The following is a 13,399-nucleotide window of genomic DNA, read 5'->3' on the forward strand; positions in this document are numbered from 1 at the left end:
GATCAACGCTAGCGCCGGCCGCTGGGAACGGCCGCCCCCGGGGCTCGTCCGTTCGGTTGATCCTGTCCCCCGGGAGCGTGCCGCCCCACCCTCGCGGATGCTGTAGGCTGGGTGAAGTCCTTCGGGGCATGCGGCCGTAGCTCAATGGCAGAGCGCTCGCTTCCCAAGCCAGATACGCGGGTTCGATTCCCGTCGGCCGCTCAGATGAAGGCCCCCGGTCCCGCGACCGGGGGCCTTCGCCGTCCCCGCGCGGCAGCGGGGGGGCGCCCCACCGCCCCGCCGCGACGCCCACCCCGCCCCGCCCCGCCGCGAAATGTTGAGTTGAGCAGGGTCCGGCCGCCTTCGACCCTGCAGAACCCAACATTTCCCGAGGGCCGGGCACCGCGCGCCGAGCCCAAGCGCCGAGCGCCGAGCGTCGAGCGCCGAGAACGCCGCCCCCAGGCCGTGCCCCAGATCACTGGGGATTGACAGGCAGCTCACATCGTGGCCTACTGGAAAGCGCTATCCCACGATCTCCGGAACACCCCGTGCAGGTCACCGGACGAGCTCGACAGTCACGATGACCCAGGAGGGTTTCATGCAGCAGAACGCAGCGCATGGTCGGCGCCCGGCACCGATCGCCGAGGGCACCTCGCCGCGGCGGGCGGCCCTGAGCGGCTGGATCGGCAGCACGCTCGAGTACTACGACTTCACCATCTACGCACAGGCCGCGGCCCTCGTGTTCCCCACGGTCTTCTTCCCGAGCGGCAACGCGGCGGTCGCCCTCGTCGCATCGCTCGCGACGTACGCGGTGGGCTACGTCGCCCGTCCGATCGGCGCGTTCGTCCTGGGCCACTTCGGCGACCGGCACGGGCGCAAGAACGTCCTCGTGTTCGCCCTGCTGCTCATGGGCTTCTCGACGTTCGCCGTCGGCCTCCTCCCGACCTATGACCAGGTCGGTCTCCTCGCCCCGATCCTGCTCGTGGTGCTCCGACTCATCCAGGGCTTCGCGGTCGCGGGTGAGCTGAGCGGCGCGAGCGCCCTCATCGCCGAGCACGCGCCCGCGGACCGCCGGGGCTTCTACACGAGCTTCAGCCTCCAGGGCACGCAGGCGGGCAGCATCCTCGCCGCGGCGAGCTTCATCCCACTCTCGGCCCTCCTCCCCGCGGCGGAGTTCCACGCGTGGGGCTGGCGCGTGCCGTTCCTCCTGAGCGCCGTGGTGATCGCGGCCGGCTACATCATCCGGCGCCGGGTGTCCGAGACTCCGGCGTTCCTCGCCGAGTCGGCCCAGCACGAGGTCCCGAAGGCCCCGATCGTGCAGGTGGTCCGCGAGAGCGGCTGGACGCTCGTGAAGGCGATCCTCATGGGCATGGCCAACGTCATCGGCGTCACCGCGGCGGTGTTCGGTGCGGCGTACGCGACGCAGCCGGCCTACGGGATCGGCATGAGCCCGGCCACCTACCTGTGGATGCCGCTCGTGGCGAACGTCGTCGCGGTCGTGCTCATCCCGTTCTTCGGCCGACTGTCGGACCGGATCGGCCGCCGCCCCCTCATGATCGTCGGCTCGCTCGGCGCGGGCGTCCTCTCGTTCGCGTACCTGTTCGCGATCAGCGCCAAGAACGTCCCCCTCACCGTGATCCTCGCGATCCTCATGTGGGGCGTCTTCTACCAGATGTGGAACGCGACGTTCGCGGCGTTCTTCCAGGAGCTCTTCCCGACCCGCACCCGGGTCACGGGATTTGCGATCTCGCAGAACATCGGCCTGCTCATCACGGCCTTCCTCCCGACCATCTTCACGGTCGTGGCCCCTCCCGGCTCGGCGAACGTCCCGCTGCTGGTCGGCGGCCTGACGTGCGGCCTCGCGGTCGTCTCCGCGCTCGCAACGTGGGGCACCCGCGAGACTTCGAAGCTGGACCTCGGGCTGGCCGGTGCCCCCGCATCGACGAACGGCTCCCCCGCGGCCCCGGCGGGCACCGCGCGCTGACCCGCGCCGGCCCCGGGCGCGAAATGTTGGGTTGAGCAGGCTGTGAAGGCCCTCGGCCCTGCTCAACCCAACATTTCGCGGGAGTGCACCCGCCCGAGGCGAGTGGGCGCCGTCGTGCTTCTGACGCACGACGGCGCCCCCTCGCCTCTCGCGTGTCAGCCCGCCGAGGCCTTCCGGAGCCTCAGGGCGAGGGAGGCCGCGGCAAGGGCGGGCACGGCACCCGAGATGAGCATGGCCCAGTGCGCCCCGACGTGCTCGGCGAGCCAACCGAGCATCGGCCCGCCGAGGGCCTGCCCGCCGATCAGCACCATCGTGTACAGGCTCATGACCCGCCCACGGATGCCGACGTTGGCGCTGGTCTGGACGAGCTGGTTGGCCGAGGTGAGGAACGTGAGGGCGCAGAACCCCGAGACGGCCACGAGCGCACAGAACACCGGCATGGACGGGGCGAACGCGGCAACCGCGAGCATCGTCCCGTAGAGCCCGGCGCCGATCACCACGGTGCGCAGCCGGAGGCGGAGCCGCCGGGCCGAGGCGATGGCGCCGGTGACCGCGCCGACGGCCACCATGGTGTTGAGCAGCCCGTACCCGGCGGCGCCGACCGAGAACACCGTGTCGGCGTAGGCGGCGAGCAGCACCGGCAGGCTCATCGCGAACAGGGCGACGACGCCGGCCATGACCCAGGGCCAGCGGATAGTCGGCTTGCTCCACGCATACTTCACGGCCTCGCGGAGCATGCCGCGCGAGGCGGGCGTGGGCGGGGCGATCTCGAGCTGGTCCTTGCGCAGGAGCGAGAGCATCACGGCTGTCGTGGTGCAGGCGAACGCGTTGACGACGAACGCCCATCCGCCGCCCACCGCGGTCAGGAGCCAGCCGGCCACGGCCGGCCCGATGAGCGCGCCGAGCTGGAACACCGTCGAGTTCAGGCTGATCGCGTTGCGCAGGAACCCCGGGCCCACGAGCTCGTTGACGAACACCTGCCGGGCGGGCTGGTCGAGCACTGTCACGAGGCCGAGGACCGCAGCGATCGTGTAGACGTGCCACACCGCGAGCGCTCCCGTGAGCGCGAGGGTGCCGAGGACGGCGGCGCAGGCGCCGGCCGCGGCCGCGCAGATCTGGAGGAGGCGCCGCTTGGAGAAGCGGTCCGCGAGGAGCCCGCCCCACGGCCCGAGCACGAGCACCGGGGCGAACTGCAGCGCCACGGTGACGCCCACGGCCGTCACGGAGCCGGAGAGTTCGAGCACGAGCCAGTCCTGGGCGATGCGCTGCATCCACAGCGCGACCACGGCGACGAAGTGTGCCGCCGTGAACATCCTGAAGTTGGGGACGGTGAGGGAGATGAAGGTGTGGCGCCACGGAAGGCGCTGGGGGACGAGGGCGATGGGTCCGGTTGCGGGCAGGGCTGAGCTGGGCGTGGTCACGTAAGAGTCCTGGTCTCGTTCGGGAGATGCAGTGTCGATCGACGTGATTCCACGCTAGGCCGGGCGCCATCGATTACAGAAGCCTATTCGTGCTCTAACTGCTATTGCGTTCGGCAATGCAGTGGGACGAGGATGGGCAGATGCCCGGCCCCCTCTTCGACCCGTCCCATCTGCGCAGCTTCCTCGCCGTGGCGGAGAACCTCTCCTTCACGGTCGCGGCCGAGAGACTCGGCCTGGCCCAGCCCACGGTGAGCCAGCATGTGGCCAAGCTCGAGAAGTCGGCCGGCCGGCTCCTCCTGGTGCGCGACACCCACGGCGTCCGGCTGACCGACAACGGGGACGCGATGGCCGGGTTCGCGCGCTCGATCCTCGCGGCGCACGAGGACGCGGCGCGCTACTTCAGCGGCGAGGCCATGCGGGGCCGCCTGCGCTTCGGCACGGCGGACGACCTCGCGATCACGGGCCTGCCCAGGATCCTGCGGGAGTTCCGCCGCGCGTACCCCCAGCTGAACCTCGAGCTGACCGTGAGCCAGAGCGACAGCCTGTACCGCCGCCTCAAGGCCGGCCAGCTGGACCTCGTCTTCATCAAGTGGGTCGCCGGCGCGCAGGACGGCACGGTGGTGCGGCACGACTCGTTCTCGTGGGTCGGGGTCGAACAGACGGCCCTCGACCCGGCCGGCCCGGTGCCCCTCGTCGTGTACCCCGCGCCGAGCCTGTCCCGGAGCCTCGCGATCCAGGCGCTCGAGGCGAGCGGGCGCACGTGGAAGGTCACGTGCAGCACGAAGCAGATCGCGGGCGTCCTCGCGGCAATCCGCGCTGGCCTGGGCATCGGCGTCATGCCCACATCCCTCGTCCCCGAGGATCTCACCGTGATCACGCGCCGCTTCGACCTGCCGCCCGTGGGGGACGTGGACTTCACGCTCATCCGCAACCCGCTCGCGAACTCCGCGGCCGTGGACGCCCTGACCGAGGCGATCCTGGGCCGGCCGCTCCCCCGCGCGTGAGGCACGCCACGGACTCCCCGAGCCCGCTGGAGTAGAATTGCCTGCGATGAACCGCACAATGTTCAAGTCCAAGATCCACCGCGCCACGGTCACCCACGCTGACCTGCACTACGTCGGCTCGGTGACGATCGACCTTGACCTCCTCGAGGCGGCGGACATCCTGCCGGGCGAGCTCGTGTCCATCGTCGACATCACCAACGGCGCGCGCCTCGAGACGTACACGATCGCGGGCGAGCGCGGCTCGGGCGTCATCGGCATCAACGGCGCCGCCGCGCACCTGATCCACGAGGGCGATCTCGTCATCCTCATCACCTACGCCTCCATGACGGACCAGGAGGCACGCGAGTTCGTGCCCACCGTGGTCCACGTGGACGCCGACAACCGCATCGTCCAGCTGGGCACCGACCCGGCCGAGGGCCACGGGACTGGCATGCTCCGCCCACCGTTCGCGATTCAGGCCCACCTGAACTAGGAACCAACCCAGCCAACGCGCTCGGGCCAGATGACGGAGCGCCTCGTCGCACTTCTTGGCCGCGCTAGGCTGGGACGCGTGCCCGCTGGAAACCGCTTCCCCACTCCCCGCCCCGGGGCTTCCGCATGCTAGGGGTGCTCTCGGGGTTCGCGGTCGTGTGGGTGATCATCGGCGTCGGCTGGCTCATGGCGCGGCTCCGGCTCTTGGGCGAGGGCGCGCAGGGCGTCCTGAGCCGCCTCTCCTTCTTCGTCGCGAGCCCGGCGCTCCTGCTCGAGACCCTCAGCAAGGCGAACCTCCCCGCGGTCTTCTCCTCGCACCTGCTCGTGATCGCCGTGAGCTCGACGGCGGTCGGCCTCCTCTCGTTCGCGGTGTTCCGCTGGTGGCGGGGCCGGGACCTCCCGGAGACGCTCATCTCGTCCATGAGCTCGGCGGTGGCGAACTCGGGGAACCTCGGCATCCCCATCTCGGTGTTCGTCCTCGGCGACGCGAGCTACGTTGCCCCGCTGCTCATCTTCCAGCTCGCGCTCTTCACACCCGCGTACCTGCTCCTGCTGGACGGCACGACGGCGACCGCGAAGCCTGGTGCCGCGCGTATCCTGCAGTTCGTGCTCCCGGTGCTGACGAACCCGAACATCATCGGCTCTGTCATCGGGCTTGTGCTCGCGGCCACGGCGTGGACGCCGCCCGAGCTCATCATGCAGCCCATCCACCTCATCGGCGGCGCCGCCATCCCGGCGATGCTCATGGCGTTCGGCATCTCGCTCCACGGCTCGCGACCCCTCAAGGCCGCGGACGGACGCCGTGTTGACACCGCCATCGCGACCATCATCAAGATCGTGGTCCACCCGCTCATCGCGTTCCTGTTGGGGCGCTTCGCCCTCGGGCTCGACGGGCACTCGCTGTTCGCGGCCGTCGTTGCCACGGCCCTCCCGACCGCGCAGAACGTCTACGTCGCGGCCCAGCGCTACCAGCGCGGGATCGTCGTTGCGAAGGACACCGTGCTCATCACCACGGTCGTGGCCGTCCCCGCGATGGCCATCATGGCGGCCCTCCTCGCCGCCTGACACGCTCCCCGCTCCACGCTGAGGGGTCATGTCCCTGCGTTCACTGGCCACCGTCGACCAGATTCCCCACGAGCGCACCGGCCGCGAACGCCCCGAGCCGCTCGGGGCTCCACCCGCGCTTGAGCACGAGCGTCTCGTACAGCTCTGCGGAGGTCACGGCGAAGAACACGTCGGCCACCTCAGCCTCCGTCAGCCCCGGACGCAGGATCCCGCGGGCCAGCACCGTCCGGGCGTTGTGCAGCATGCGAGCGTACCGCGCGTCGTCGATCTCGTGCAGCAGCTGGGCCATCGCGGCGTCCCCGCTCGCGGCGGCGTCGCGGATGAGCAGCAGCACCGGCGAGCCGATCGGGCTGACCTCTGCGACGAACCGTCCGAACCGCTCCATGAGCGCCCGCGGATCGGTGGCCTCCGCCTGGGCCGCGTCCGAGCGGTCCTCGGCCGGCACGGGGCCGGAACCGAGGAGGCTCTCGTCCCAGATGGCCCGCACGAGCCCGGCCTTGCCGCCGAAGTTCTTGTAGACCGACTCGGCGGAGACGCCCGCCGCGCGCGCGATCTGCGCGATCGTCGTGGCGCCGAAGCCCTGCCCCAGGAGGAGCTCGCGCGCTCGCGCGAGGACCTGCCGCCGGGACGCCTCGGCGCGCTCGCGGCGCCGGGACGCGTCGTACGCGCGCGCGGCCTCGTCGGGACCATTGACCGCCGTCTGCACCGGATCTACACTCCTTGCATACAGTTCAATACAGTTCACTGTATCTAATCTCGACTGTATTCGATGTCTCCCCAGGAGTGCACGATGGACGCGAACACCACGGACGCGAAGAGCACCTTCGACTCCCTGCCCGCCGGCCCGGTCCGCCGGGTCTTCGAGGCCATCAGCAGGCACGATCTGGACGCGATGGTCGCGTGCTTCGCCGAGGACTACCTCAACGAGACGCCCATCCACCCCGACCGTGGCTTCACGGGGCGGCACCAGGTCCGCAAGAACTGGAGCGCCATCCTCGCCAGCATCCCCGACCTCGAGCCGTACGTGGTCCGCGCGACGACGGCCCCCGACGGCCGCGTCTGGGTCGAGTGGGGCCAGCGCGGCACCCGACGCGACGGCGTGCCCGTGCACCTCGCCGGGGTCTCGATCTTCACCATCGACGTCGATGACATCTCCGCCGTCCGCTTCTACCTCGAACCCGTGGAACAGGAAACCGGGGACGTGGACGCCAATGTGGCGGAGGTCGTCGGCGCCTCGGGCCAGCCGCAGCCCTCAGCCGCGCCAGCGGCCGTACCGGGGGGCGCACGGCCATGATCCTCGTCGTCGGCGGCACTGGGCGGCTCGGCCGCGAGCTCGTCCCGGCGCTCGTCCGCACGGGCGAGCAGGTGCGGGTGATGGCGCGCGGAGCCTCCCAGCCGTTCCCGCCGGATGGCGCCAACGGCGCAACGCAGGACGGCGTCGAGTACCTCCGCGGCGACCTCGCCTCGGACGCGGACTGCCGCCGCGCGGTTGCCGGCTGCCGTCAGGTTGTCTTCGCCGCGTCCGGCTTCGGCATTCCGAAGGGCGCCGATCCGCGCACGGTCGACCGCGACGGCGCCATCCGGATCGTGCGCGCGGCCGCGGAGGCCAGCGTCGAGCACGTCGTCATGATGTCGATGCACGGCGCCGCGCCCGATGCGCCCATCGAGTACTTGCGGTGCAAGTACTCGGCCGAGGAGGCCGTTCGCGCCTCGGGCATGGCCTGGACGATCATCCGGATGGGCGCGGTCCTCGAGCAGCGCCTCGCCATCATGGGCGGCGGGCTCGAGGCGAAGGGCAAGGTACCCGTCTTCGGCTCGGGGACCAGCCCGGTGACGTTCACGTCCGCGCGCGACGCGGCGGCCGTCGTCGTGCGCGCGCTGGCCGACGCCGCGCTGCGCAACCGCGCCATCGAGTGGGGCTCGGGCACGTGGACGTCCCGCGAGATGGCCGAGACGCTCATCGCGAAGGCCGGCCATGGGTCGGTGCGGCGAGTCCCGACCGGCGTGCTGCGCGTCATGTCCCTCGCGGCGCGGCCGTTCTCCCCGTTCCTCGCCCGCGTGGCCGGCGCGGGGGTGTGGGAGGATTCCGGCGCCGAGTCGTTCGACCCGCTGCCTGTGCGCACGGAGTTCCCCGACATCCCGATCACGGGGCTGCAGGAGGCGGTCGCGTCGCTAAGCTAACCGCATGGCTGATAAGACGGCGGCACAGAGCGCAGCGAAGACCAGCACAGACAAGCTCGCGACCATCCAGCAGGGTTACGTGTTCGAGGGGCCCACGATCGGGCTCGGCGCCGCGGTCGTGGACGGCGAGGTCCGTCCGGAGGCCCAGGTCGCGCTGCCGCTGGGCATGATGAACCGCCATGGGCTCGTGGCCGGCGCAACCGGAACCGGCAAGACCGTCACGCTGCACATGATGGCGGAGCAGCTCTCCACCGCCGGGGTCCCCGTGTTCCTCGCGGACATCAAGGGCGACCTCTCGGGCCTTGCGACGGCGGGCACGGGGAGCGACAAGCTGCTGGCGCGCACCAAGGGGATCGGCCAGGACTGGCAGCCGGCCTCGTTCCCCGTGGAGTACCTCGCGCTCGGCGGCGACGGCAACGGCGTCCCGGTCCGGGCCACGGTGACCTCGTTCGGCCCGATCCTCCTCTCCCGCGTCATGGAGCTGAACGAGACGCAGGAGTCCAGCCTCCAGCTCATCTTCCACTTCGCGGATACGAAGCAGCTCGAGCTGATCGACCTCAAGGACCTCCGCGCCGTCATCCAGTTCCTCGTCTCGGACGAGGGCAAGGCCGAGCTCGAGCAGCTCGGCGGCCTCTCCAAGGCCACCGCGGGCGTGATCCTGCGCGAGCTCGTGGGCCTCGAGGCCGCGGGCATGGAGAAGTTCTTCGGCGAGCCGGAGTTCGACACGGGCGAGCTGCTGCGAACCGCCCCGGACGGGCGCGGCGTCGTGACCTGCCTCGAGCTGCCGAGCCTGCAGGGCAAGCCCATCCTGTTCTCCACCTTCCTCATGTGGCTCCTCGCAGACCTGTTCCACGACCTGCCCGAGGTGGGCGACGCGGACAAGCCCAAGCTCGTGTTCTTCCTGGACGAGGCGCACCTGCTCTTCAATGGCGCCACGAAGGCGTTCCTCGACGCGATCACGCAGACCGTCCGGCTCATCCGCTCGAAGGGCGTGGGCATCTTCTTCGTCACGCAGACCCCGAAGGACGTGCCCGCAGACGTGCTCGGCCAGCTCGCCAACCGGGTCCAGCACGCGCTCCGCGCGTTCACCCCCGACGACGCGAAGGCCCTCAAGGCCACGGTCTCCACCTTTCCCGTGAGCGACTACGACCTCGAGGAGGTCCTGACCTCCGCCGGGATCGGCGAGGCCGTCGTGACAGTCATGAACGAGAAGGGCGCCCCGACGCCGGTGGCCCTCACGCGGATGCGCGCCCCGCTCTCGGTGATGGGGCCGGCGGACCCGTCGGTCCTGACCGGAGTGGTGCAGGCGTCGCCCCTCATGGCGAAGTACGGCACCGCCGTCGACAACGTGTCCGCGTTCGAGAAGCTCCAGCGGCAGGAGGCGGCCCAGCAGGCGCCCGCGCCCGACGCCGGGCAGTCGCCTCCGCCGCTCCCCTCGCCGAATCTCGAGCCGCCCGCGCAGGGCCGCGAGGAGCCCCGCGCCGACGGCGGCCTGGCCGGCGAGGTGGTCGGTGCCCTCGGCGGGGCGCTGGGCAGCGGGCTGCGGTCCATGGTCCGGTCCATGGGGACGCAGTTCGGCCGCGAGATCATGCGCAGCGTCTTCGGGACGGCCCCGCGCCGGCGGCGGTAACAGGCCAGGGACCCCGCAACAGCCCGTTGCGGGGTCTCGTTACGCCCGTTGGTAGGGTGGGGCGGGTGCAGATCAGCCCCGCCCTCGTCAGGACCGCGGCCGTGTGGCTGCTCGCCCTCGCGTTGACGGTCGTTGCCTCGGTTGTCGCGATCGCGACCGTCAAGAACACCGTGACCGGGCCGGCCGAACCCGTGCGGGCCTACATCGCCGCCCTCCAGGCCGGTGACGGCGGCCGGGCCCTCGGCCTCCTGCACGCCACGGTCCCGCCCGGGAGCGCGGCCCTGCTCGACGGCGCCCCGCTCAAGGACTCGATGAACCGGGTCCAGGACATTTCCTACGAGACGACGGCCCCCGATCCGAACGGCTCGAGCGGTCCGAACCGCGCCAATGTCACCGTCCACTACACCGTGGACGGCGAGGCCCACGAGAGCCAGTTCGCGGTGGACCGCGTCGGCACCGACTGGCTGTTCTTCCCCCGCTGGTCCATCGCCGCGGCGCCGCTGCCGGTCCTCGCGGTCACGGTGGTCAACTCGGCCCGCGCCACCGTGAACGGCGCAACCGTGAACATGCCGGACGGCCGCAACGCCTTCCCCGTGTTCTTCCCCGGCTCGTACGTGGGCTCCCTCGAGGGCGAGCAGTTCGCCGCGGAGCCGCGCGCCGTCGTCGTGGGCGGCCCGGCGAGCACGACGCCGCTGAACCTCGCCACACGGGCGACCCCACAGCTCGTCTCCGCGATCGACGCCAAGGTCCGCGGCTATCTGGACGACTGCGCGCGTTCAGCGACCGAGCAGCAGCGTCTCCAGCCCACCTGCCCGTTCTCGCTTGACACCACCACGCGCATCCAGGACGGCACGATCGCGTGGAGCGTGTCTGACTATCCAGCGGTCTCGATCGAGCCCTACCAGGGCCACTGGGCGCTCTCGCCGATGCAGGGCAGGGCGCGGCTCAGGGCCACCACCATCAACCTGTTCACCGGCGCGAAGACCCCGCTGGACACCGAGGTGGACTTCGACTTCGGCGCACGCCTCGACGTCACGGACACCGCCGTCACGGTCACGCCGCAGCTGAAATAATCGGCCGATGACCGATCACCCCGTGAGACTCGTCAGAACCGAGGACGTCCCGACGGCTGTGGCGGCCGCCGATCCCACGGTGCGGGACGCCGGGCCCCAGTGGCGGCCGCTCCTCGACGAGGTCTGGGCCTTCCTGCGGGACCGGCCGGGCCTCTGGAAGGGCGGCCACAACCTCATGCTCTACGCGGCCAGCGGCGCCGGCGCGGCCCTCGTCGAGGCTGGCGTGCAGGTGACGGGGACGTTCGAGGCAGCGGGCCGCGTGCGGCCCTCCAGCCTGCCCGCCTGCGACGCCGCCACGACCGTGCACACGGGACCGATCACCGAGATCGGCGCGGCCCACGCCGCAGTCCGGGCCTGGTGCGCGGACCAGGCCCGGACGCCCACCGGGCGCTTCTGGGAGGTCTACGACGACCCGGACCCGCGCACTGGCCAGATCGATGTGGAGGTCTACTGGGAGCTGCGCAGCTGAGCCGGCTACATCAGTCCATGCCGCGCAGGTCGAGGGTGAGCTCGGCGTCGGCGCCGTCCTGCAGCACCACGGGGATGCCCCAGTCCTGCTGGTAGAGGTGGCAGGCCGCGTGGTCGGGGATCTCCTCGCCGGGAGCGCCATCGCACGCCGCCGCGCGCGCAGTGATGTGGAGGACGCCCTCGGTGAACGCCGGGTTGAGCTCGAGCGTCCGGGTGAGCCCCTGCGACGTGCCGGTACCGCCCATGAGCAGCTCGGCGGGGGTCGAGGAGATCTTCAGCTGCGTGGGATCGCCCCAGCGGTCGTCCAGCTTCTGCCCGGTCGGCGCCTTGAAGCGGACGGTCAGCGCGAGGGGTCCGGCTGCCACGGGCGTCTTGGGCCGCTGGGTCTGCCGCTCGCCCTCGTCGACCTGCTGGGCGTCCTTCGGGATGGGCACGAGCACGAGCTCGTGGCGGTTCGTCTCGGTGACCAGCAGCAGCGGCTCGCCGCCCTCGCCCGCCGCGGGGGTGACCACGACGACATCGGCCGGCTCCGCGAGCCCCCGCGCGAGCGTCGAGACCGCGCCCCTCCCACCTTCGCTATCGCCTGTCCTGCCGGACGGGTCGTACCGGCGCACCGCGCCGTTGTACGTGTCGGCGATCGCGACCGAGCCGTCCGGAAGCACGGCGACGCCGAGCGGGTGCTGGAGGCGCGCGGCGTCGGCCGCACCGTCGCGGAAGCCGAAGTCGAACAGGCCGCGCCCGACGGCGGTCTCCACCGTCGCGCTGCCGTCCTCCGCGAGCCTCACTCGGCGCAGCGCGGAGGTCTCCGAGTCGGCGACCCAGAGGTCCCCGGACGGGTCCACGGCGAGGCCGGACGGCTGGGCGAACCAGGCCTGCGCGCCGGGACCGTCGAGGAGGCCCTCGAGGCCCGAGCCGGCGAGGATCGCGACGACGCCGGTGACCGGGTCGAACGTGAAGATCTGGTGCGTGCCCGCCATCGCGACGACGACCTTGCCGAGCTTCTCGCTCCACACCACGTCCCAGGGGGAGGACAGGGAGACGTTGGTGCCATGGCCGAGGTAGCCGATGTCCTCGGCGTCGCCCGCGTACACGTCGTGCGGCTCGCCGGCGGCAGGTGCAGTATCGGCGGCGGGTGCGGTGACGGCGTCGGGCGCTGCCTTGGCCCACGTCCCGGCGCCATCGCCGTTCACGCGGGCCGGGCCCGCGTCGAGGAGTCGCTGGACGCCGTTGCCGGCCACGGTCTGCGTAGCCCGAGGAGAGGGACACGCCGCGGAGGCGGTGGTTGACGGTGTCCGCGACGACGGCCTCGTAGCCCGTCTGCCACGCGACCGAGGCCGGCAGGACGGCGACGCCCTGGGGCTCGTTGAACTGCGCGACCTCGGCCTGGCCGTCGAGGAAGCCCTTCGTGCCGGAGCCGATCACGCGCTCCACGGTCTCGAGGTCGGGGCGCAGCTCGACGAGGCGGTGGTGGCCGGTGTCGACCACGAGATAGTTGCCGTTCTCGAGCGGGACGGTCTGGCCGGGGAAGCGCAGGGTGCCGGCCGTGGGCTCCGGGGCCACATACGGGCCGTCGCCGCGGTGCAGCGTGCCCTTCGCCTCGTGCTCGGCGACGAGCTCCTCGACCAGCACGCCGAGCCCGCCGGCGTGCCCCTCCCCCGAGAGGTGGGCCACGATGTAGCCCTCGGGGTCGATGACCACGAGCGTCGGCCACGCGCGGGCCGTGTACGCCTGCCACGTGAGGAGGTCGGGATCGTCGAGGACCGGGTGGTGGATGTCGTAGCGCTCGACGGCGGCCGCGAGCGCCACCGGGTCGGCCTCGTGCTCGAACTTGGGAGAGTGCACCCCGACCGTGACGAGGACGTCCTTGTACTTCTCCTCGAGCGGGCGCAGCTCGTCCAGGACGTGGAGGCAGTTGATGCAGCAGAAGGTCCAGAAATCAAGGAGGACGACCTTCCCGCGCAGCGCCGCCAGATCCAGCTCCGCGCCGCCGGTGTTGAGCCACGCGCGGCCGCCGAGCTCGCTCGCGCGGACACGGTGCGCGGAGCGCACAGAATCAGCGCGCACAGAATCGGTGCTCGCTGACTCAGTGGTCTGCTGGTCCTCGGTGGATTCTGCGGTCACGG

11 protein-coding genes, 1 tRNA gene and 1 pseudogene are annotated in these 13,399 nt (G+C 71.5%); 10 read left to right on the forward strand and 3 right to left on the reverse strand.

All coding sequences use genetic code 11. The annotated features are described in order from the left end of the window. Positions 1-130: 130 nt before the first annotated feature. Both SCMU_RS17820 and SCMU_RS17825 read left to right on the forward strand, forming a co-directional pair. Positions 131-201, forward strand: a tRNA-Gly gene (locus tag SCMU_RS17820). 376 nt (positions 202-577) lie between these two features. Then, the gene (locus tag SCMU_RS17825; RefSeq protein WP_229230428.1) at positions 578-1,963 is read left to right on the forward strand and encodes an MFS transporter; all 1,386 of its coding nucleotides are present in this window, start codon (positions 578-580) and stop codon (positions 1,961-1,963) included. Between the two features lie 155 nt (positions 1,964-2,118). On the opposite strand, the gene SCMU_RS17830 is transcribed toward SCMU_RS17825, so the two are convergent. Beyond that, entirely contained in the window at positions 2,119-3,384 is a 1,266-nt protein-coding gene (locus SCMU_RS17830; RefSeq protein ID WP_229230429.1) for an MFS transporter, read from the reverse strand. A 140-nt stretch (positions 3,385-3,524) separates the two neighbouring features. On the opposite strand from SCMU_RS17830, the gene SCMU_RS17835 reads away from it, so the two are divergent. From SCMU_RS17835 to SCMU_RS17845, 3 genes are all read left to right on the forward strand, one after another. Beyond that, complete coding sequence (locus SCMU_RS17835) at positions 3,525-4,388, forward strand: LysR family transcriptional regulator (protein WP_229230430.1); 864 nt, start codon at positions 3,525-3,527, stop codon at positions 4,386-4,388. Between the two features lie 46 nt (positions 4,389-4,434). Beyond that, positions 4,435-4,860: an aspartate 1-decarboxylase gene (gene panD, locus SCMU_RS17840; protein ID WP_229230431.1), complete on the forward strand. Its 426-nt coding sequence runs from the start codon at positions 4,435-4,437 to the stop codon at positions 4,858-4,860. 125 nt (positions 4,861-4,985) lie between these two features. Then, positions 4,986-5,924, forward strand: a complete 939-nt coding sequence (locus tag SCMU_RS17845; protein WP_229230432.1) for an AEC family transporter — start codon at positions 4,986-4,988, stop codon at positions 5,922-5,924. Positions 5,925-5,964: 40 nt separating this feature from the next. On the opposite strand, the gene SCMU_RS17850 is transcribed toward SCMU_RS17845, so the two are convergent. After that, positions 5,965-6,630 carry a TetR/AcrR family transcriptional regulator gene (locus SCMU_RS17850; protein ID WP_229230433.1) on the reverse strand — a complete coding sequence of 222 codons (666 nt, stop codon included), beginning with the start codon at positions 6,628-6,630 and terminating at the stop codon, positions 5,965-5,967. An 84-nt stretch (positions 6,631-6,714) separates the two neighbouring features. On the opposite strand from SCMU_RS17850, the gene SCMU_RS17855 reads away from it, so the two are divergent. The 5 genes from SCMU_RS17855 (at position 6,715) to SCMU_RS17875 (ending at position 11,277) form a co-directional block, all read left to right on the forward strand. Further along, positions 6,715-7,218: a nuclear transport factor 2 family protein gene (locus tag SCMU_RS17855; RefSeq protein ID WP_229230434.1), complete on the forward strand. Its 504-nt coding sequence runs from the start codon at positions 6,715-6,717 to the stop codon at positions 7,216-7,218. Continuing rightward, positions 7,215-8,105 (forward strand): SDR family oxidoreductase, encoded by an 891-nt coding sequence (locus SCMU_RS17860; RefSeq protein WP_229230435.1) that lies wholly within the window; start codon positions 7,215-7,217, stop codon positions 8,103-8,105. The genes SCMU_RS17855 and SCMU_RS17860 overlap by 4 nt, the downstream gene beginning before the upstream one ends. Positions 8,106-8,109: 4 nt before the next feature. Next, a complete protein-coding gene (locus SCMU_RS17865) occupies positions 8,110-9,735 on the forward strand; it encodes a helicase HerA-like domain-containing protein (protein WP_229230436.1) in 1,626 nt (541 codons plus the stop codon). 65 nt (positions 9,736-9,800) lie between these two features. Next, entirely contained in the window at positions 9,801-10,808 is a 1,008-nt protein-coding gene (locus SCMU_RS17870; RefSeq protein ID WP_229230437.1) for a hypothetical protein, read from the forward strand. A gap of 7 nt (positions 10,809-10,815) precedes the next feature. Then, a complete protein-coding gene (locus SCMU_RS17875; protein WP_229230438.1) occupies positions 10,816-11,277 on the forward strand; it encodes a GyrI-like domain-containing protein in 462 nt (153 codons plus the stop codon). A 10-nt stretch (positions 11,278-11,287) separates the two neighbouring features. Here the strand turns inward: SCMU_RS17875 and SCMU_RS21220 are convergent. After that, positions 11,288-13,340, reverse strand: a pseudogene (locus tag SCMU_RS21220) (NHL domain-containing thioredoxin family protein). Between the last annotated feature and the right edge of the window lie 59 nt (positions 13,341-13,399).

The sequence above is a fragment of the Sinomonas cyclohexanicum genome (genome assembly GCF_020886775.1).
In the GTDB taxonomy this organism is placed as follows: domain Bacteria; phylum Actinomycetota; class Actinomycetes; order Actinomycetales; family Micrococcaceae; genus Sinomonas; species Sinomonas cyclohexanicum.

Excerpts from the sequence above, each read along its gene's own strand:
- SCMU_RS17825 (WP_229230428.1), top strand. The coding sequence starts at position 578 with ATGCAGCAGAACGCAGCGCATGGTCGGCGCCCGGCACCGATCGCCGAG.
- SCMU_RS17835 (WP_229230430.1), top strand. The coding sequence starts at position 3,525 with ATGCCCGGCCCCCTCTTCGACCCGTCCCATCTGCGCAGCTTCCTCGCC.
- panD (WP_229230431.1), top strand. The coding sequence starts at position 4,435 with ATGAACCGCACAATGTTCAAGTCCAAGATCCACCGCGCCACGGTCACC.
- SCMU_RS17845 (WP_229230432.1), top strand. The coding sequence starts at position 4,986 with ATGCTAGGGGTGCTCTCGGGGTTCGCGGTCGTGTGGGTGATCATCGGC.
- SCMU_RS17855 (WP_229230434.1), top strand. The coding sequence starts at position 6,715 with ATGGACGCGAACACCACGGACGCGAAGAGCACCTTCGACTCCCTGCCC.
- SCMU_RS17860 (WP_229230435.1), top strand. The coding sequence starts at position 7,215 with ATGATCCTCGTCGTCGGCGGCACTGGGCGGCTCGGCCGCGAGCTCGTC.
- SCMU_RS17865 (WP_229230436.1), top strand. The coding sequence starts at position 8,110 with ATGGCTGATAAGACGGCGGCACAGAGCGCAGCGAAGACCAGCACAGAC.
- SCMU_RS17875 (WP_229230438.1), top strand. The coding sequence starts at position 10,816 with ATGACCGATCACCCCGTGAGACTCGTCAGAACCGAGGACGTCCCGACG.